The sequence below is a fragment of the Mucilaginibacter sp. genome, from assembly GCF_025362475.1.
Taxonomy (GTDB): Bacteria; Bacteroidota; Bacteroidia; order Sphingobacteriales; family Sphingobacteriaceae; genus Mucilaginibacter.
On record NZ_JANYGH010000005.1, the window covers coordinates 112,316 to 133,430 of the forward strand.

General features: G+C 41.7%; 19 protein-coding genes. 7 read left to right on the forward strand and 12 right to left on the reverse strand.

All coding sequences use genetic code 11. The annotated features are described in order from the left end of the window. Nucleotides 1-184: 184 nt before the first annotated feature. The 9 genes from Q0R88_RS02385 to Q0R88_RS02425 form a co-directional block, all read right to left on the reverse strand. Nucleotides 185-853, reverse strand: coding sequence for a response regulator transcription factor (locus Q0R88_RS02385; protein ID WP_295711792.1), 669 nt, complete (start codon nt 851-853; stop codon nt 185-187). Between the two features lie 6 nt (nt 854-859). Next, nucleotides 860-1,675, reverse strand: a complete 816-nt coding sequence (locus Q0R88_RS02390) for a histidine kinase (protein ID WP_295711794.1) — start codon at nt 1,673-1,675, stop codon at nt 860-862. Next, complete coding sequence (locus tag Q0R88_RS02395) at nt 1,660-2,322, reverse strand: hypothetical protein (RefSeq protein WP_295711795.1); 663 nt, start codon at nt 2,320-2,322, stop codon at nt 1,660-1,662. The genes Q0R88_RS02390 and Q0R88_RS02395 overlap by 16 nt, the downstream gene beginning before the upstream one ends. Before the next feature lie 15 nt (nt 2,323-2,337). After that, nucleotides 2,338-2,859: a hypothetical protein gene (locus tag Q0R88_RS02400; protein WP_295711796.1), complete on the reverse strand. Its 522-nt coding sequence runs from the start codon at nt 2,857-2,859 to the stop codon at nt 2,338-2,340. 66 nt (nt 2,860-2,925) lie between these two features. Further along, nucleotides 2,926-3,525 (reverse strand): hypothetical protein, encoded by a 600-nt coding sequence (locus Q0R88_RS02405; protein WP_295711797.1) that lies wholly within the window; start codon nt 3,523-3,525, stop codon nt 2,926-2,928. A 473-nt stretch (nt 3,526-3,998) separates the two neighbouring features. Next, entirely contained in the window at nt 3,999-4,748 is a 750-nt protein-coding gene (locus Q0R88_RS02410) for a DUF4249 family protein (RefSeq protein ID WP_295711798.1), read from the reverse strand. 50 nt (nt 4,749-4,798) lie between these two features. Next, the gene (locus Q0R88_RS02415; protein ID WP_295711800.1) at nt 4,799-7,609 is read right to left on the reverse strand and encodes a TonB-dependent receptor; all 2,811 of its coding nucleotides are present in this window, start codon (nt 7,607-7,609) and stop codon (nt 4,799-4,801) included. 245 nt (nt 7,610-7,854) lie between these two features. Continuing rightward, nucleotides 7,855-8,562 (reverse strand): response regulator, encoded by a 708-nt coding sequence (locus Q0R88_RS02420; RefSeq protein ID WP_295711802.1) that lies wholly within the window; start codon nt 8,560-8,562, stop codon nt 7,855-7,857. 103 nt (nt 8,563-8,665) lie between these two features. Continuing rightward, nucleotides 8,666-9,592: a histidine kinase gene (locus Q0R88_RS02425; protein WP_295711803.1), complete on the reverse strand. Its 927-nt coding sequence runs from the start codon at nt 9,590-9,592 to the stop codon at nt 8,666-8,668. Between the two features lie 485 nt (nt 9,593-10,077). On the opposite strand from Q0R88_RS02425, the gene Q0R88_RS02430 reads away from it, so the two are divergent. Both Q0R88_RS02430 and Q0R88_RS02435 read left to right on the forward strand, forming a co-directional pair. Further along, entirely contained in the window at nt 10,078-10,761 is a 684-nt protein-coding gene (locus Q0R88_RS02430) for a DUF1080 domain-containing protein (protein WP_295711805.1), read from the forward strand. A 1-nt stretch (nt 10,762) separates the two neighbouring features. Continuing rightward, nucleotides 10,763-12,289, forward strand: coding sequence for a Gfo/Idh/MocA family oxidoreductase (locus Q0R88_RS02435; RefSeq protein ID WP_295711806.1), 1,527 nt, complete (start codon nt 10,763-10,765; stop codon nt 12,287-12,289). Nucleotides 12,290-12,404: 115 nt separating this feature from the next. Here the strand turns inward: Q0R88_RS02435 and Q0R88_RS02440 are convergent, their stop codons facing one another. From Q0R88_RS02440 to Q0R88_RS02450, 3 genes are all read right to left on the reverse strand, one after another. Beyond that, complete coding sequence (locus Q0R88_RS02440) at nt 12,405-12,785, reverse strand: YciI family protein (protein WP_295712056.1); 381 nt, start codon at nt 12,783-12,785, stop codon at nt 12,405-12,407. Nucleotides 12,786-13,112: 327 nt separating this feature from the next. Next, complete coding sequence (locus tag Q0R88_RS02445) at nt 13,113-13,967, reverse strand: hypothetical protein (protein WP_295711808.1); 855 nt, start codon at nt 13,965-13,967, stop codon at nt 13,113-13,115. Nucleotides 13,968-14,220: 253 nt separating this feature from the next. Next, nucleotides 14,221-15,276 carry a HAMP domain-containing protein gene (locus Q0R88_RS02450; protein WP_295711810.1) on the reverse strand — a complete coding sequence of 352 codons (1,056 nt, stop codon included), beginning with the start codon at nt 15,274-15,276 and terminating at the stop codon, nt 14,221-14,223. A gap of 188 nt (nt 15,277-15,464) precedes the next feature. Here Q0R88_RS02450 and Q0R88_RS02455 point away from each other — a divergent pair, with 188 nt between their 5' ends. From Q0R88_RS02455 to Q0R88_RS02475, 5 genes are all read left to right on the forward strand, one after another. After that, on the forward strand, nt 15,465-16,328 hold the full coding sequence (locus Q0R88_RS02455) for an AraC family transcriptional regulator (protein WP_295711812.1): 864 nt from the start codon (nt 15,465-15,467) through the stop codon (nt 16,326-16,328). Between the two features lie 122 nt (nt 16,329-16,450). Further along, nucleotides 16,451-17,092 (forward strand): TetR family transcriptional regulator, encoded by a 642-nt coding sequence (locus tag Q0R88_RS02460; protein ID WP_295711814.1) that lies wholly within the window; start codon nt 16,451-16,453, stop codon nt 17,090-17,092. Further along, a complete protein-coding gene (locus tag Q0R88_RS02465) occupies nt 17,070-18,446 on the forward strand; it encodes a TolC family protein (protein WP_295711816.1) in 1,377 nt (458 codons plus the stop codon). The genes Q0R88_RS02460 and Q0R88_RS02465 overlap by 23 nt, the downstream gene beginning before the upstream one ends. A 16-nt stretch (nt 18,447-18,462) precedes the next feature. Beyond that, complete coding sequence (locus Q0R88_RS02470; protein WP_295711818.1) at nt 18,463-19,506, forward strand: HlyD family secretion protein; 1,044 nt, start codon at nt 18,463-18,465, stop codon at nt 19,504-19,506. 2 nt (nt 19,507-19,508) lie between these two features. Then, a complete protein-coding gene (locus Q0R88_RS02475; protein ID WP_295711820.1) occupies nt 19,509-21,110 on the forward strand; it encodes an MFS transporter in 1,602 nt (533 codons plus the stop codon). Nucleotides 21,111-21,115 lie beyond the last annotated feature (5 nt).

A 21,115-nucleotide genomic window follows, 5' to 3' on the forward strand; every position in this document is an offset into this window, starting at 1 on the left:
TTAAAAAGCAAGTGTTTTTACCTGTTTTTCCCTATGGTTAAATGTTGAAAAAGTGTATAAATGTTAAACGGCCTTACAAGACATAAGCCGGATGAGGAAGTTCTTAATTGAAAACAGAGCGGTTAAAGGAAAGCAATTGATACATTGCTTTGCCGCATGGGATGGTGTGTTACAATGGATGTAACTAAAACTGCACTTCAAAAACGCCGTATTTGATGGCAAATATGACCAGGCCTGCAGTGTTTTTGCATCCAATTTTTCCAAGTAAATTGGTACGATGCCCGTCAACAGTGCGGCTGCTGATAAATAGCTTCTCCGCTATTTCGGCATTGGTTAATTCGTCGCAGATCATTTTTAGTATCAGCAACTCTCTTTCGGTTAATGATATGGGGATATTATTCAGATTTTGAATGCCTGCTTTACGATGATGCGCAGCGTTTCTCATGGCACTAACAGCATCCCTGTTAAAATAGAAACCCAATTGGTGGGTATTGATAATAGTTTGAAAGAGTTCATGTGTTTCACAATTTTTTTTGAGATAGCCGCATGCCCCGGCTTCAATCATTTTACTCATATAGCGCTCCTCACCATGCACCGATAATACAATAACTTTTATGGAAGGATATTCGCGATGTAAAACCGCGTTTAGTTCAACGCCATTCATTATCGGCATATTCATATCTATCAGCGCTATATCCGGTAATGTGGCCTGGCTTTTAAGATGCTCAAGCAATACACGCCCGTTTTCGGCCTGGCCCACCAACTCAAATTCAGGATTGGTGCTTAATAAATTAACCAATCCTTCCAGGAAGAGGGTTTGATCGTCAGCAACAACAATACGGATCTTTTTCATGTCAAATTAATTGGGGCCAATATCTTTTTGAGGGTCAAGGTAAATAAACATAGAAAAGCCTCTGCCGGCACTTGTTTTAACAGAATATCTTGCATTGATCAGCATGAGGCGGCTCTCTATATTTTGCATACCCATACCTTTTTTGAATCTCTTATCTTCTGTATTATAACCTATGCCATTATCTGTATAATGAATAGAGAGCAAATTGTTTTTCATAAAAAGCGATATGCCGATATAATTGGCCAGGGAATGTTTTAACGTATTGGTAACCAGCTCCTGCAATACTCTTATCAGGGCCAGCGCTACGTGTTTGGGTAGCGTATCTGTTGACATGGTTGCATGGTTGGTTATAGAGATAAGGGAATCGTGCCCCTTACTTATAACATCCTTCATTTCTTCTAATGCTTCCGAAAATCCAAACAACTCAAGCCCGGGAGGGGAAAGATTATGAGATATATTACGCACATTTTCAATGATCTTATCTATCAGCTGCTTGTAAAACTCGGCTGGCGGCACATCATATTCAGCAACATTGCTATTATTTAACCGGTTAATCAGCATTCTTAGATTTGATAGCGAACCACCAACTTCATCATGCAGATCCTGGCCAATGCGTTTTCTTTCCTCCTCCTGCGAGTGAATTACCGCGTGGAGCAGGTTTTTTTGATGATCCATAGCAACCTGGTGCAAACTTTCCCGCTGTTGCAGCAGCTTGTTTTGATTGCGTATAAACAAAATAACAAATGATATCACCAATAAGGCAATACCTCCTGTACACATAATTACCAGTACATATATATTATCGCCTACGTCTTTCTGCATATATAAAACCCCCACGAAAACAAAAGATACATGGCCAGCAGTAAGGCGGCATGTATGTTCCATATAAACAAATTGAGTGAATAATATTTGGGGCTGATAATATAGGCAACGGTTAAATTAGAAAAGGAATATACAAATAATGCACCCGAAAAATAGAGAAGTACCCCAGTATTGATCCAGTTTAAAGGGTTGCTAACCCATCGTTTTTCATTGTCGGCCTCATTTATCTGGGCGAAATAAGCCAGGCTATAAGCCATCACAATCAATACCTCTAAGGGCCTTGTATAGGTATTAAAACGGAAAATGCTCTGGAAGAAAGTGAAATTTAGTATGCAGACCAACGGAAATATCACCATTAATGCACCTATGACTTTACGAATCAATGCTTCCTTTAAAATCTTTATATAAAAATACGAAAGCAGCAAAAATTCAAATATGGTGAATATGTGTAATAACGGAAGATTATTTATCTTCCTATCGGCGAGAGCTGCTGCCAGCAGATTAACCAAACCATCCAATAATAGATAATAAAAGATGAGCAAAAGCGCCCTATCAGCGCGCTTATATTTTGACACAGCGAAACTGATAGGGATTAAAACGGAAACCGGAACAATTAAGCCCACAAAAATTAATTTGGCTGAAGGCATAACAGGCTTATTAGTTTATATATAATTCTCTAAACTATTGGTGCTATTAAATAGCGGACTTGAGGTATCGCACAAGGCCGGGCAAGGTTGTGTAAAATCGTAAATGGTTGAGGCACTCGCGCTGTTTACGATTTCACCCTCATTCATCAAACCTTCACTAACCGATTTTTTGGTTAACATATCGTGGTTGTTGGCATCAACCGGTACCAGCATACCGGTAATCTGGTAAGGGAAGGCGGGATCCTGCAAGCTTAAATATAGGCGGATTGATTTGGCTTGCGGATGATCTTGCATCAAATCTTTTACATCGGCAATGTTTATATTAATAGCTCTGAAAATGCGCTGCTTGGATACATCTGTGCCATTAGTTGCCCCCAAAACATTTGATGTACTTCCCGCGGGCATTTTAACAACCAGGTTACGCCAGTTTTCGGCCCTTGATACTGCCTCTGCCAACGGGATACGGGGTTTATTGGATAATGATGATCTGCTGCTGATAGCGCTTTGATCGGAAGTTGTACTTTCGACGTTATTCATGATAATTATGTTTTTTAGGTTTGTATTTTAAGGTGAATGTTAAAAGCATGATGGTATTTAATTCATTTAAATTGTTACAACTTCGGGCACGCCAACTGCTGCACAAAAGCTGTAAATAACTGCCTGGTTAATGGTACCATCAGGGTTGTAACCGGTACGGAATACGCCAAATGATGCTACCCAGCCTAAAACTTCATCAAGCGGGTTGTTCATATTTATTTGTCCATATGTTGTTGATGGTGTAAGGTCGCTATTATCAACCTGGGCTTGTATTTGAGTAGCCAATAAAGCAACATCATCACTGGGGATCTGGATGCCCCAATTAATCAGGTCGACCATTATCTGCGTTGTTAAAGGCTGAATGTTTCCATTTACATTATAGCTCAATACAACGCCGGCATCTTGCGATGAAGAGGGCAGGGTAATAGTGGGAAATATCGCATCAAAAATAAAAGTTGAGTCGCTTTCTGCAGCCGAAATAGCTGCTGGTATTGCCAGCTCCAGATTGGTATATGTTGGTGGGGGAGCTTCAGATGAACGGGGAGTGAGCCCCTGTATAATAATATTTAAATCAGAAAGTGCCAGTGTGATATCTTTAACTGATTGCGTAACCAGTGCCACAATCTCTGGCATAGTTAAATTAGTAACCGAAGCGAATTGTCCCATTTTTTAATGATTTTTAATGTTTAATACTTGCTGTAATTGGTTTTTAAACTTATAGCTTATTTTAATATTTATTAACTATTAGTACAAATTTATTTAATTAACTGCGCCAGGTTACAAGTGAAAAATCCCTTTTTGTGAAACAGGTGTTTTTACCTGTTTTTATAAAATAAAAGTAGATTCCATGAGTTTTTTATATGCTGTTTATAGAGGAGGATTTAAAAATAGCCTAAACAACTTCAAATACAATAAGTAGCAAAAGGTGGGCTTACATCATAACTTTGGTTTAGGTAAATGAATGATTTTTCTTAATTATTAAGAAACGATTATTTAGGAATCTATACGAAATGAGTAAATAAAAAGTTGCTATATTAAATAAGGTAATTTAATATAGCAACCTATAATATTAGCTCAAGGCCATTTGGTTATGAGTACCTGTTAACCACAGTGAAATCTAAAAAGATTAAGTATGCAAATTACTGCGTAGTAACCCTCAAATTCAAGGTGTCTGTTTGCATGGCCGTAAAAATCCCCAAACCATTGGTAACGTTGGTAGGCTCATTAACAAGGGTTTGCGAATTGCGCGATATGTTGGTGGTGAGGATGTTAATATATTCCTTATTCACCCTCATCAATATCACTTTGTAGTGGCCATAATAGTTAAAGGATGATTGAAGCAGGTTGTAATAGGAGGCTTGTTCTGTATTGATCTGGAAGCTGGGCTTATTATTACTGCGGACATAAGATATATAATATGGATCATTATCCAGATTTTTAAATACCAGCAAATGATACAACGAATCGGGGTTTGTCCAACTGATGGTTGCCCTCACTACATCTGCATACAACGGGTTAATGGCGCTGGGTACATGAAAAACACTATCAGATATAGCAAAGTTTTGTGGCTTGCCCGGCATTACTGTAGTGGCGCTCACAGTCACATTATCATAATTAAACTGCATGGTATAAGTTTTACCGCCTGTTACAAATGATGAACTGGCGTAGGTATAAGTGCCACTTGCCGACTCGGTAAGCTTAACGCTCTGACTGCCATCAGATACGCTGATGCTTAAGCCGGTAAGCGCTGCGCCATAAGTTGTGGTATCAGCAAGATCTTTTTGCTGGTAAACCTTCATGCTTAAGGCCTGGCCGGGTATAAGATAGGCTTCAACCACGGGTTTGTTGGTTGCTAAAATATCCGACTGGTTTTTTTTGCAGGATGCCATAAGGAGCACGCCTGTTATTAAACATAATATGATATGGCGGGGGTATGTATTTATTTCCATCGTAAACTTAAAGTAAGGTTGGGGGTAAAGCCCAGGTAATTAACATTGGTGGTTATCACCTGGTTATTTTGCATCTGGTACTCGCGGTACCAGGTATTGGTATGGTTGTAAATATTAAAAAACGAAAGACCAATGGAGCCTACCTTATGTCCATCTATCTTTAGCAGGTCGTATGATACCGACATATCTAAACGGTGATAGGCTGGCAAACGCTCGCCGTTTTTATCGCTGATGTTGAGGTAGGTTGTGCTGTTACCATCGGCAGTTTTAATGGTGTAGGTAGATAGGGGAGCGGTATACGGCCTGCCGGTACTGAACAGGAATGTGGCTGCAAAGTTCCACCTATCGTAATGGTACATGTTGATTGATTTAAACTCATGCCTTACATCCTGGTTGGCGGCATAATAATCATTGCCAAAGGCACTGAATTTGTTTTCGGCTTTAGCCAGGGTATAGCTAATCCAACCGGTGTAATTACCCAGCTTTTTTTGTAATAATACTTCAACGCCTTTGGCCCGGCCCGTGCCTTCGTAAAAATCTTGGGTAACGGTTTGCGTTTCTCCCACACCTGGCATTCTGAAACTGCCTCCGCCTGTTTGGGTTTGCCTTACGGTGTATTGGGTAAGTCCGCTCAGGGTTTTGTAGTAACCCTCAACGCTAATCAAAAGTTCGTCGGTTTCATAGCTTACGCCGCCTATAAAATGCCTTGAACTGCCTACCGGGATATTGTTGTTATTGGATAGCACCCAAAAGTTACGATCACCGGCAAGTATATCCTCCCTAATCACCTGGTTTTCGAACTGGTAGAACTGACCGGTGGCACCCTTTATGGTAAATCTATCGGTGAGGTTATAACTGGCCGATAAGCGGGGTTCAAAATAAGGTTTCCCGGTAGGGCCGTAATAGCTGGTGCGTAAACCGGGTTGAATATGCAGTTTGTTATTTGGGTCGATAGCCAGCTCGGCATACACACCTTCCAGTGTGGCGTTGTTATGCTGATTGATGAGCTTGCTGGTATCATTCTGCGTGTACTCATAATCTATTTTTTTGTAGGAAATAAATCCACCGAACAGTAATTTATAAGTGTTGCTGGCCTGCCATTCCCACTCAGATTTATAGCCAACATCCTTTAGGTTATTGTTTTCGATGGTGCTGTTGCTAAAAGTATGTGCTATCCCGTTACTGTCCAATAATGATCCGCCGGAACTGCCGCGGTTGCGATCATTAAAATAGGAGGAGTAGGTGACGTAATTATTGGAGTACAGTTTTTTATTCCACTGCCTAAACCATTTAATACTGCTGCCCAGGTTGCCGTATTTAGTATAATCGGTAATACCTATTCCGCTGCCCGATGATGATAATCCCGGAGGCAGGCCCAGATCGCGGCTATTGTCAGTTTTATCAGTGCCCGAGTAATAGCTCACAGATACTTTATCTTTTTGGCTGATATTATAGGTGTATTTGGCATTAGCATCGTAAAAAAAAGAACTTGGTGTTACCTGGTTGGCAAAACCGCCGCCAGATCTGCCTCCAAAACTCCGGCCACCTCCACCGCCACCCTGGAAAGTAGTAGTTTGGTTAAACTGGTTAAATATTTTGTTATAAAATGGTCCCTGGTATGATCGCCTGATGGCCAATAGTAAGGATGATTTATCTGATAGCGGAGCCTCCAGGAAACCGCTCGCGCTCAGCAAACTTAGGTCTACGCCCATGTTGGTTTCATTCCTGTTTCCTTCTTTGCCATTAATTTCGGTAACGCTTGATAGTCTGCCACCGTATTTGGAGGTAAAGCCCCCTTTGTATAACTGCACATCCTTTACCGCGCTGGCATTAAAGGCGCTAAAGAAACCGTACAGGTGGTCTACCTGGTAAATGGTAAAGCCATCAAGTAATACCAGGTTCTGATCAGGCGTGCCACCACGCACGTAGGCTCCCGACGACGATTCATTGGTGCCGCTTACACCAGGCATCAGCTGGAAGGCCCGCAGAATGTCCTTATCACCCATAGTTGGCAGTTTATCCAAATTGGCGGGCGAAAGCTGCAACACACCTACCTGCCGGCTATCGGTGTTCATTACCCCGCTTTTTTTGCCGGTGATGCTAACCTCATTTAAGGTGTTGAGCGATGAATACATGCCGCATATAAGCGTGGTATTGATTTTCTCGCTGTTGAGCCTGAAAAAATCTGATTGGTAGCCTGCATACGATACGTCCACGATACAGGTATCGGATGGTACCCGCAGAAAAGTAAAATAACCTTCGGCGTTGGTCATGGTATTAAGATCGGTATTGCGGACCTTTACGGTGGCCGAGGGGAGTGATTCGCCGGTTAGCTGGTCAATAACACGCCCGTTAACACTTACCATAAAGTGCCTGGGCACCAATTTTGGCTCATCATCCTCATCGCGCTGGCGACGTTTTACTTTGGCGTTGGCTGCCTGTAACGATAGCTGGTTAAGTTTTTTAAGACGGCTGAGGTCGTCGGTGTTTTGCAGAATGTAAATGGTGCCCGAGGATTCGATCCAGTATTTCAGATCGTTTTCTTTACATACTTTGGCAATAACATCTTTTAAAGGTTCTTCAAAAAAGTGTTCAACCACATCCATCGCGTTCAGCGGTTCGCGGTCAAAAACAATACGTACCTGGTAAGTCATGCCCAGTGTATCAAACATCTGATCAAGCGGACACGCAAAAAAATGGTTGACAATGATGTTTTTCAACTTTTTCTGCGTTTGCTGCGCCTGAACGGCCGAATGGCCTAAACCAATAATAGTAAATAACAATAAGGAAAATCTCTTCATTAGGGGGTACATTTTCTTTGAGCCGAAAATGCACCCTATTTTTAATGCCCTAAAATAAAAGCGACGTTAGCAGAGCTTGTGTAGATAAGGGAGGTTAATGTGTAGTGGGGCGAGTGGTGAATAGTGAGTGGTTGATTAAGTGAGTGGTGAATAGTGAATGGTAGTTTCACTTCTCAAATTGACTAACTGCGTACAATCAACTAAGTTTCTTAAACTGGCCAACCATTCACTTAATCAACCACTCACTATTGTACTTTTCCAATCATCCGGTTAATTACGTCTCTATAGCTATCGCTTAAGGGTACTTCGGTATTGATGAGTTTAATGCGTGCCCTGCGTAGCTGCGATACATGCTGCAGGTTTACCAGGTATGATTTATGAACCCTGAAAAACTGCTCGGCAGGTAATTGCAGCTCAACCGCTTTAAGACTGATGCGCGATAGTACCGGCTTTTGCTGGTTGGCAAAGTGAACCTTTACATAATCCTTCAACCCTTCAATATATTCCACATGGTCAAAACATATCTTAATGAGGTTATAATCGGCATGCAAAAAGAAATAGGTTTTAACTACAGGTTGCGGCACATAACTCCGGCGAAGCTCAAACAGGTCTATCGCTTTGTGGCATGCCTTTAAAAATCTATCCAGCGGTACGGGTTTCACCAGGTAATCAATTACATCAAGCTCAAAACCTTCAATAGCAAATTTTTCATAAGCGGTTACAAATATCACCATCGGGCGGTTGGTAAGGCTCTTGATAAGCTGTAAACCGTTAATTCCGGGCATGTATATGTCACAGAAAATAAGGTCGATATGCTCCTTTTGCATAGCAAGGATAGCCTCGCCCGCATTCCGGCATCGCCCCGCTATTTGTATGGCATGTACATGTTTTAAGCTATCTTCCAGCAAATCAAGCGCCAGCGGCTCATCATCAATAATCAGGCATCGCATCATTTAAGTTCCAGTTGCAGCATTACAATGTAGTTTTGCTCGTTTTTATTGATATATAAATTATGTTTATCAGGGTATAACAGCTCAAGCCTCCTTTTAACATTTGTTAAGCCAATACCGCTGTCATTATCCTTTTGTATTTCGGTGGCATTGTAAACGTTTTGTACGCTAAACCGTAGGTTTTTTCATCAGTTATAAGAGTTACCGCAATATCGGGTTTGTCAATATCGCCGGTACCATGTTTAAAGGCATTCTCCACAAAGGGAATCAACAGCATAGGCTCAATGGTTTTATCAGGTGTCTTTATTTCCGAATGGTAATATATTTTCACCTGATCGCCAAAGCGCAGTTGCTGCAGTTCGATGTAACTGCGCAGGTAATCGTCCTTTTTTTGTACCGTTACCATTTCGGCATCAGTAACATACAGCATGTAACGCAATAATTTGGATAATTGTATCAGCGTAGGCTCAACTGCCGAAGGATTTAAACGCGAAAGGGCAACCGCACTGTTAATTACGTTGAATATAAAGTGCGGACTGATCTGCGAACGCAAAAAAGCCAGCTCGGAAAGGAGTGAGGCATTGGCGATATCCTTCTTTTTGTTCATTGCCTTAAACTGATCGGCAAGGTAATGGTAGGCAAAACTTCCCGCTGTAATGGATAATAATGGGAACAGGATCAAATTAGGTCCGCGGGGAGGCATATGGCCGGCTATTCCTCTAAACTCCGGCATTGGGAAATGTGGCCTCAGATACCAGAGCAGTATATTAAAAACAGCAAAGGAGGTTAATAACGCTAAAAAATAAAGCCAAGCATTTTTTGTTAGCACCTTAGGGATCAATAAAAAAGCATTGAGGTAAAATTCCGCGGCCAATACCAGGTTAAAAGTGATGATGCGCCCCGGCGAAAACATATGCTGGGGCATACCCCGCATATCTGGCCTGGAAATAATGGGAGTATATATAATAAGTGCCCAAAACAAAAGGTGGATACACACTTCAATAATAAGCGCCGGTTTTATACGGTTAAACATACGGGCTAAGGTAATAGCATTTAAGCCATGTGTTAAATAGAATAGACAAGAAGGCAAAATGTGCCGACGAAAACGGTTTAAAACAGGCAATTTGCAGCTTTGCAATTACTGTGGTGATTTGCGATTCCAAATGGTGGAAATATTTCCACAAAATATTAACGAAAATAAAAATTAAGTACCATTTTGTGTGTTTTAAGCTATAGTTAACAATTGGCACAGCATTTGAATTTAACTTAATATCCTTCTCAAAGGATTGTTTTTCATAGGTAGATGTAGGGCCGATTAAACTGCGAGAGTTTTTCGGCCTTTTTTATTTCATGTGTCGTTCAGGTGATAGAAGCTTTTTAAGCTTCGTATTTAGCCGCCCAAACTGCTGCTTGCCGCAATAATCTTAATTTTATCAATTAACGCCGTTCTTACTCCATTTAAAAAAATAGTTATACATTAGTATAACCAATTATAAACCATTTATATTCTCGTCTGTCATGAACAAAAAGCACTTTCAACAATGCCTGTTGGGCGGTATAACTTTATTTTTTTTTATTGCTGCAAACAATACTTATGCACAAAGCAAGGATGGCTGGCGGCAGCTTTTTAATGGTAAAGATCTTAACGGTTGGAAACAGGTAGGGAAGGGCAGCCGGTACGTGAAGGATGGTGTAACCGGAAGTCACGGAGGGATGGGCTTATTATACTGGACTAAAGAGAAATTTAGCAATTGCACCATCCGGGTGGTTTACAAAATGCAAAAATTTAACAGCAATGCCGGTGTGTTCATCCGTATTCCGCTGGAACCGCGGGAGGAGTGGATGCCGGTATTTTATGGCTACGAGGTACAGATTGATAATCACCCCGAAACATCCAAGGAGGATGATTACCATATTACCGGTACCTTGTATTCGTTAACCAAACCATTGGCCAAGCCCGGTAAGCCTGGACCGGAATGGAATACCATGGAGATTACGCTGGATGGCCCGCGCACAATTGTTTTTGTAAACGGCCAAAAAGTTACCGATTATAAAGAAGGCGACCCAACCCCACAACGCAAGTTTGATTTTGAGCCTTTCCGCGGCATCCGCCCCAATGAAGGCTATATCGGCCTGCAAAATCATGGAAATGATGATGTCGTGTTTTTTAAAGAGGTATCTGTAAAGCCACTACACAAATAATATGATGGAAAAAGCAGAGGAAACTACCACCACCAATGGCATAAGCCGGGCCGATTTTATAAAAAAGGCAGCTATTGCTACTGCAGGATTTTATATTGTACCTCGTTTTGTGCTGGGTGGCAAAGGCTACACCGCACCAAGCGATAAGTTATATATTGCCGCCATTGGCTGTGGTGGCGAGGCCGAGAACGATATTCATCATTTTGCAACTGCCCCCAAAAAGAACGCAGTTATCGCCTTTTTGTGCGATGTTGACGACAGGCAGGCCGCCCCGCGCCGCAAGGAATTTCCAAAGGCACCCTTTTATCACGATTGGCGCGAACTGTTTGATAAGCAGCACAAAAACTTTGATGCCGTTACCGTGGCCATCCCCGATCATAACCACGCGCTGGTTGGCCTAAGTGCCATGCAATTAAAAAAACACCTATACCTGCAAAAGCCCTTAACACATGATATTTACGAGGCCCGCATATTAACCCAGGCATCAGAAAAATACAAGGTGGTTACCCAAATGGGAGACCAGGGCGCATCGTGCGATGGCATGCGCACCATGCGCGAATGGTTTGAAGCGGGTTTGATAGGTGATATTGAAAAAGTATACTGTTGGACGGATCGCCCAGTGTGGCCACAGGGTATAGCCTGGCCAAAGACTAAACCACCAATACCCAAAGAACTGAAGTGGGACCTGTGGCTAGGTACCGCCAAACAAACCAATTATATTGATAACCTGGTACCCTTTAACTGGCGTGGCTGGTGGGAGTTTGGTACCGGTGCACTCGGCGATATGGGCTGCCACATCATGGGGCCGCCGTTTAAACTGTTGGGTTTAGGTTACCCAACCGAAGTATCAGGCAGTGCCAGTACCGTTTACCAGGGAATATTTAAAGAAGGTATTTACCCAGAAAGCGGGCCGGTATCAAGTTCTATCAAATTTAAATTTAAACAACAAAACGGTAATAACCTTGATCTGCACTGGATGGATGGCGGCATAACGCCCGAACGCCTTGCCGAACTTGACCCCGCTTTAAATATGAATGAAGCCCTGGGCGATTTCCCCGGCGAAAATGATTTTGAGGGTTGTACGCTTTTCATCGGCACCAAAGGCAAGGTTTCCTGCGGTTGGGGTGGAAGCCATCCCCGCCTCTTACCACTTGCTTTAAATAAGGATGTACATGTTCCTAAGAAATACGCCAGGGTACCCGGTGGTATGGATGGCCACTGGTGGCAATGGGTTGATGCCAGTATAGCCGGTTATGGCAAAATGGAAGTAGATTCGCCTTTTGTAGGTTATGCGGGCCCGCTTACGGAAACTGTGCTCATGGGGAACCTGTTGCTGCGTACTTTTAACCTGCGCGAGAAAATAAAACGTAACGACCCTGTTTACGGCAATATGGAAGGCTACAAATTTAGCGGCAGATACACCGGCTTAACCTGGGATGGCGAAAATATGAAGGTTACCAATTTTGAACCCGCCAACCAATACATTCGCCGGACTTACAGGCAGGGTTGGGGTGAGTTAAAGTTGTAAAAGGAGCTAACTAAGGAAATGTATATTATCAATTAGGTGAATACATTGGCTACATGGAAGAGTTGGTAAGTACATAATTATCCTTTTTTGTGGTTAAATATATTTTACTGCCTGCTTATTTTGGATAAACAAAGTTAGTTTGCTCTTCCTTTAATTTTATTGGCCTTACTTCGATTGTAGCCGAAGGTACGTACTCAAACTCGGGATTATTCTTTGCTATTTCAATTGCTTCATCCATGTCGCTTGCTAAAATATGATAATAACCAACCTGAACTTCTTTACTGGGGTCTATCGCTATTTGTGTCCATGCATTTTCATTTTTTGAAATAATATAACCTTCCCGTACAATTGGCTGGGCTGCTATTAATTTGTTTTCTGCTTTTAGTAACTGGATATAAGTTTCACATTTTTTTATAAACGCAAGATGTTGATCTGCTGATAACGCCGCTTTTGCATCACCTGCATTGCGGATATATAACATGAATTCTTGTTTCATCACTGTTTATTTTAATAATGTAAATATAAAATCATTTAAATTAAAGATGCTTTATTTCGATAAGTTAAAGCTGATGGCTTTTTTAGTTTGATAAAGTAAATGCCACTAATAATCTTGAAATTTCTTTGTTTGACGTGAGTAAGAGACAAATGATCTTGTTCTCTATTCCCATTGCTATCCTGTTTGTTAACATTACTTTAAATGGAAGATTGTTATTAAACGGGAGTGTTATTACCAACAACAAAAAAGCCACCTTGTTAGGCGGCTTTTCAAAGAGTGTTTGATGACTATTAAAATCCATCCGCTTTTGTAAATGGTTAATTGTTATTATAAAGCAACGGTAGTACTGTTGGTTATCTTCCAGATAGCGGCACCTGGCGTTGGGTAGCTGATGCCGTTTGTGTTGCCACGAGTTGCTGCATCCTGCCCAAAATGATACAATGGATGGCCTTTATAAACAAGTTGTGTTCTGCCAAAAACATCAATGGTAGTGAACTGGCTTTTATCAAACACGGATGGAATGCTGGCCACCGCGCTTACTGTGTAAATGGGCCAGGCCACATCATTGCTAAAATCGGGTTTGGTAAAGTTATTTTTATTGGCCGCATCTTTACTGAACATGTATAATGTGAGGCCGTTGCCATCTGTAATGTATTGTGATACTGCAGTTCCTGCCACACCCTGGTCGGTATATTGCACTTTATCTAAACCAATTAGCTGCGCGTTACCAAACATAATGGAATAATCAGCTTTGGCAATTGCCCATAGGTTGGCAACCTTATCGCCGTTTGTATCGCCTGCTTTAGTATCATTCATATAATAATATAATGGCCAGCCCTTATAAGTGCTCTGTTTGCTGCCGTCAGCCCTGTCTATCGTCCCAAAGTCCGATGTGGTTAAACCTGTACCAATAGTTAAGTTTTCTTTGTAAAACACAGGCCATGTAGTCGCGCAGCCTCCCGCGCAATTTGATGTGCCACTTACATCTTTTGAGAAAAAGTACAACGAAAAGCCATTATTATCGGTAAGTATCTTACCAAACGTGGTATTGTCGGTAAGCTTAACACCGGTTAAAACAGGTGTTGGATCAATCTTATGTGAGCTTTTTTTGCAAGAGATGCTCAATAGAATAATACTCATTGATGCAGCTATAAAAAAATAGCTTAGTTTCTGATTTTTCATATTTTTTAATTTAGGAGTTTTTGATGTATCAGTAACTACTCTAAAAAGGTGTAGTAGGTTGCTTTTAAAGAAAAATAAAATTTAACTTTAAGTGAAGTTTGGATTTGGAAAGTGCATTATGAAGTGTATTCGTTGATAACAAATACATATGAGCATGAGAGCTCAGGCAGAAGGACATTGGATTTTGCGTGTTAGTAATTAATAGCTTAAAAGGGTGATTAAGCTATCATTATCTATTGAGGGGATTTATCGCTTAAACTTCTACTTTTTTAAAAACCTGGATTGTTCCGGCCGAGTAACCGGCAACATCCAGCACATCATGATTTGGTTTTAAATTAGGTACTACAACTTCAAGCGTTTTTTGTTGGAAATACAAATCGTTGCCTGGTTGGTCGGCATTTAAAGAATTTTCCGTGCCCTTACTGTCCAGTATCATTTTTAACAGTTTGTTGCTTTTTGATAACTCGGCAACAGATTGGCCTGTAACGGGCTTTTTGCCCATGTTAAAGATTCTCCTGGCCTCCTCATTTATAAATAGAATTTCCTGTTTTTCGTTGAGGCCGATTACAGCGTCCGGCATTTCTTCTATCAGCATTTTTATCCGCAATTCTGCCGCAATTATTTTGGTAAGATCGGCATTTTGTTCTTCGTCGAGTTTGGTTGCCATGATATTAAACTCGTCGGCAAGTTGGATAAACTCATCGCTTGTTTGGAAGTGCAGCCTGGCATTGTAATTTTTTTGACTGATCTGATGAAAGGCATTCGCCAGTTCCTGGAGCGGATTCAATATAAAGCCCGGGAAATTGACAATTAAAACAAAAAGGATTAAAAAGGTGATAAATACCATGCCACCAAGAAAAAAGGTTGACCTATCGACAGTTGAATGCGTGTAATTATTTTTAAGCTCAATGGCATGCATATTTAAGCCTTCGATATTTTTCAATTGCAGGCGTGCATCCCGTTCCGCCTGCTGTGTTTGATTTAAATTTGAAGAAGAACCTGTTAGCAAACGGAAGGCTTTGCGCAAATTACTTGTTGCTATGCTTTCGCCTGGTTCTGTGATATTATTTTCCTGTTTTTTAAGCGCATTATCAAATGTGTTAATTGCCACTGAGTTTAGCGGCAAATCATTTTCATCTAAAACGGAGCGCATTTCGCGGGTAAATTTTAACGTTGCATAATTATTTTTCAAGGTAATACTGGAGGTTTCAGATATTACTTTGATGTAGTATATAGAAACAATGCCAAAAATGAGCACTACAATAAACAATAGGCTAAACCCCAACAATAGTTTTTTTTTGATTTTCATGACTATCCAATGAGTTAAAACGTAATCTTAATTTTGGTCAGGAAAGGTTTATAAGTAAAGATAATTAAAAATCTACCGGTTTTATAGAAGCATCTGCCTTATAGATCATTTCCTTTGCAATTAGTATATAAAATGCTGTTGAGAGCTAAAAACAGGCTCTATATTGTAACTTTACGTTGATGAATGGCATGAAAACCTTTTCGCTTTCAAGACACAGTCGACTCTTCTCTGTACCCGATAATAACAAGGATTATCTTTTCGTGAGATCTGGTGAAACTCCGTATCAGGAAGAACCATATCGGGCGGAAAGTTATGCTATCGTTCATATAAAAGAGGGCGGCGTAAAATTAAATACAGGCTTGGTATCATGGGATGTTGAAGCGCCGTCAATTATTACCTTGGGGCCTTCGGTTATCAGGTATTTCACTAAAAGCAGCGACCTCCTAAAAATGGATGTGATATTTTTTAAGGACACATTTTTACTGGAACGACACGCGGACCTTTTTTTTCTCACCAGGTATGATTTTTTTGAAAATAGTGATCTTCATGTTTTACCGCTGAAAGAAACTAACGCTATTAAATTCAGCAAGATATTTGAGCTCATCCAGCTGACGCAAGCCACTGCAAATTATCATGAGGCCGAGATTATTCGAAGCTACATTTTCGCCCTGGTTTACGAAATTGATGCATATCACCGGCAGCATATCTCTGGTCCGACAAGCTTGCTAAAGGGACACCCTTTGCTCACAAAATTTAAGCAATTGGTGATTCGTAATTATATGCGCGAGCGCAGGCTCGATTTTTATGCCGGTCAGCTTCATGTCACGCCCAAGTCTCTTTCGGCGGCCATCAAAAAGAAAACGGGTAGGTCTGCCGGAAAATGGATCGATGATGCCATCATTCTTGAGGCCAAAGTTTTGCTGCAAAACAAGGCACTCACCGTATCGCAGGTCAGCGGGATGCTTAATTTCTCAGACCAGTCTGTTTTTGGCAAATTCTTCCGGGCAGGTACCGGGATATCACCGGTGGAATACCGAAAAAAATTCGATTGATTTTATCTCTTCACTTAAGCTTATCTAAGCCATTTCGACGAACATTGACGTAGTTTCGCCTACTTTTCGCTGCCGTTTAGCCGGAAATTTGTCCTATCAAAAATTTTAATAGGGTTTGACAAATGACAAACGCAACAAATTATGGCTTGCATGATCGCAAAGAGACGATACTGATGATCGCTGAAGAAGTGTTTGCTCAGTATAGTTTCGCTGGCGCCAGCATCAGGCTTATTGGCGAAAGATCGGGAGTGAATTCGGCCATGATCAGTTATTATTTTGGTTCAAAGGAAGCACTTTACCTCGATATTTTTAAGTTGAGACTGGACGAGATCGCTGAAGAAATCAACCAGTTTGAAAGGCTTGATCTTGATCCGGCGGAAAAGTTAAAAGCGTATATCGCGGCCTATATCAAGCGCGTATCTTCTAACCAGAGTTTTCATCGACTGCTATGCAATGAACTAATTGCCGAGCAGCATCCGCTTATTATCGCCCGGTTAACAGAAGTAAGAAACCGTGTATATAATTTCCTGCTGAAAATCATTGGAAGCGGTGTATCTAAAGGATACTTTAAAAAAATAGACGAAGAGGTGTTTGTGCTGAATATACTCGCTTTGGTACGATCGGTGTTCACTGATTATCTGACCTTGCGCATCCATTTGAATAAAACACCACAGGATGATTTCGCCCGTCGAATAGTGGACTACGTTATGTCGATGCTAACCCTCGAAGATCATCATCAATTTGAAAGAAAAAATCATGTATAATAATGCCTACTACCGCAGAAAGCTGTATTTGTCAGCTACTGTTTTATTAATAGCTATTTTAATGTTGGATATAACATTTGTAAGCGCGCAGGAGCGGGCTGGAAATAACTATAAACTTACCCTCGCTGAGGCGGTACAATTTGCCAAGAATCAGAACAAGTGGGTGCAGGCAGCCAATATCGGAGAAAATGCTGCTGGCGAAGACCGTAAAGATGCTTACAACGCCGCATTGCCGACGATTAACGTTGGTACCTCGTATCAGCGTTTTTCTCAACTCACGTTGTTTTCACAAGGACTTAGCCATTCCACTACAATACCGTTGCCACCAACACAAAACGCTGCGGCAATAGGTGTTGATGCCTCATTTAATATTTATAGCGGCGGCAGGCAGCGGGCATTGCAAAAGGAAAGTACTTCGCATTTTAAGCTGGCGAAGCTGAACACCCGGGATCAATCCGGAAATATTGCTTTACAAACTGCTAACCAATACCTTGATCTGGTTAAGCTTAATGATCTTCAGAAGTTTATCCTGGACCAGCTTAAAAGAGCGCAAACCCGGCTGAATAACATTAACTCGCTTTACAAAAATCAAAAAGTTACCAAAAGCGATGTCCTGCGGGCAGAGGTTACATTGGCAAACGTTGAACTTTCTTTGCAGCAAAATGAAAATGATATTAGTATCGCCAATCAGAAATTAGACGTTTTGATGGATGTTCCTGATTCCGTGCGGATATCTCCTGTTGATTCTGCCGGGATGCCAAAGCCGGAGAGCAGTTCACTGCTGCCGCTTATCGAGGCTGCTGGAGTTTCTTCCTATAGTGTACAAAAAACCGCTGAAAACGTTGAAGTGCAGCGGGCCAGGCTTAGGGGAGTTCAAAGTAGTAATAAACCCAATTTGAGCTTTTATACCGCCTATGGACTGAATTACCCAAATTATCTGGTGTTTCCGCCTGTTAATCAGGCCTATGCAGTTGGTTTTGTGGGGCTGAAAGCGCAGTACAGCATCTCATCGCTATACCACAATAAAAGTAAGGTGGCCGCGGGTAAACTGCGGGTGAAAGAACTTGAAGTACAGCAGGAGGCTTATAGTGATGAGGTTCGTACGGATATCAAATCCTATTATATCAAGTATGCAGAAGCGCTTAGCCGGATTTCGGTTAATGAGCACTCCGTGCAACAGGCTGAGGTAAACTACCGTATCGTAAATACCAAATATTTAAATCAGCTTTCCTTGTTAACAGATCTGCTGGACGCGGATAACCTGTACCAGGAGTCGAGGTTTAGTTTGGTTAAAGCGCAAACTGATGCACTGGCTATTTATTATCATATTCTTTATACCAGCGGTAACTTATAAACGAACAATAAAAAAAATGAAAAAAGAGAATCATAAAACACATCCCGGGAATATTGTCATCACGATTATCGCGGTGATTTTGATCCTTACAGGGCTCGTATATTTTTTTCAATACTGGAAATATAGCGAGCATTACGAAGAAACCAATGATGCCCAGGTTGAATCATATATCAATCCGGTCTCCGCGAGAGCAGGGGGCTATATCCAACGTGTACGCTTTAACGAGCATCAGCTGGTTAAACAGGGCGATACGCTGGTTATGCTTGACGAGCGAGAGTATAGAGCCCAGCTGGAGGCTGCGGAAGCGACTATAGAGGACGCTCGTGCTCAACTAACGGTACTTACAGCGGGTATCCACTCTGCAGAAACAGGTACGAGCGTTAACCAGGATCAGATCAAGGGTGCGGAGGCCAGATTTGTGCAACAGCAGCAGGATATCAGGCGGTACACCAACCTGGTGAAAGAAGAAGCCGCTACCGGTGCCGATTTGGAACAGGTGAAAGCACACTATGATGTAGCAGAAAGCGACTATAGTGCTGCAAAAAATGGCTTGAGAACTAACGAGGCACGCATCGCGGAGCTTAAAACTCATTTCGCCCTGTTGCAGGCAGATATCAAGCGTAAACAGGCTGCACTGGAGCTGGCGAGGCTTAACTTATCTTATACCATTATCCGCGCGCCTTACTCAGGCAGGTTGGGCCGCAAAAATATTTTAGAAGGCCAGCAGATCCAGCCCGGACAGCCATTGGTAAGCATTATCAATGAAAAAGAAAAATGGATCAACGCGAACTATAAGGAAACACAGGTGGCTGGCATGTACGTGGGGCAGCCTGTAGAGATACGGGTAGATGCTATAGACGGCAAAGTATTTAAAGGCAGGATCATGGCTATTGCAGGTTCTACCGGCTCTCGTTTCTCGCTTTTGCCGCCAGATAATTCTACCGGAAACTTTGTTAAGATCATCCAGAGGGTGCCTGTAAAAATTGAGTTTGCAGATGAACAGGCTAGTAATGTGATTGCCGGTATGAATGTGACTGTGGCCGTTAAAAAGAAATCGTAATCATGAAATCGGTATATTTTAAAGATTGGATAACAGGCTGGCATTGGGGAGTACGTATTGCGTTATTCATGATTTTACTGTCGGGCCTGGTGCAGTTGGGTATGTTCGTGCTCACGCAGAATTATATGGTTGCGTATCTTGGTGCACAGCCCGAGGATATTGGGTTTGCTGTATTGTCAACATATGCAGGTATTATCACTGTTTTACCGGTGCAATTTCGTTTTTTCAAATACTTTCAAACCCGAAGCTATTTATTGGGCAGCATGATGGTGGCCATAATGCTGAATTTCGCCTGTTTGCACTGCCAGGATATTAATTTATTTCTTGTTATCAGGTTTCTGCAAGGGATTGTAACAGGCAATGTCATTGTATTTGGGTTGTTGCTGGTGTTTTCGCGTTTGCCTGCAGAGCGGGTGCAAACTATAGCTCCCGCTGTATTTTATGGAACGCTGCTTAGTAATACTGTATTGATTGGTTTGCTTGCCAGCGTGGTTGTAGAGTCAGCAGATTGGAAGATAACATATTATTATCTGATCGTGTTCCAGCTGTTGACACTGACCATTACCTTGCTGATGTTAAAGCGGAAGACGGTGCATAAGCGCTATCCCCTGTATCAGATTGATTGGAGTGGAATGGTCATATTCGCTTTCAGCGCTCTTGCGCTGGCTTACACCATCATTTATGGCTCTAAATATTATTGGTTTGCCGATCCGCGTATACGGTATAGTGCTACAGCCACGGTGATTGGGGCATCGTTGTTTTTGTACAGACAAAGCATCGTTAAACGGCCGGTGGTGCATCTTAGTGTATTTAAAATACGAAATTTTGTGATGGGCGTTTGTTTGCTTGCTATTTATTATGGCTGTAAAGACAGTGTGAACCTGATCTATGGCTATGCAGGCGGGGTGCTTAAGTGGAGTGCGCTTCAGGTTATTACTTTGGGCCTCTGTAACATAGTGGGGATGGTGGGTTTATTGGTTTTTTCTATCCGGCTGATGCTTGCCAAAAAGGTTACTATTAAAGTGCTTTTGGTAACAGGATTTGTGTTGATGGGCGCATTCAATTTCTGGATGAGCTTTTTATTAACACCTGATTTATCTTTCACAGATTTGTTGTTGCCGGTATTTGTACAGGGTGCTGCTTCAGGCCTTTTGTTTGTTCCTATTATGATATTTGTACTTTCATCAGCGCCCGCATATACCGGAACTACAGGCCTGGTAATAGCGGCTTGTACACGTTTTACTGCCACTGCAAATTCATTCGCCGGGTTTTATAATTTGCAATTGTATTTTAATCAATATTTTAAAGAGGGATTTCTTGGTTACCTGACATCGGATAACCAAAATCTGATTGTACGTTTAACTACCTACCGGTCTGTATACGCTTCAAAGGGATTCACATCTGAACAGGCATCAAGTTTGGCGAATGGCGCTGTATGGCAAAACCTCACGCAGCAAAGCCAATTGCTAACAAACCGGGCATTGTTTATGATCTTTGCAATTGTGTCACTGGTTGTCGCTGTCCTCATCTTCGTTATTCCTGCTATTGGCAAAACGGTTGTCCATTGGAATAAACGCCTGATGATGCCTTTAAAAGATTTATAAGCCTC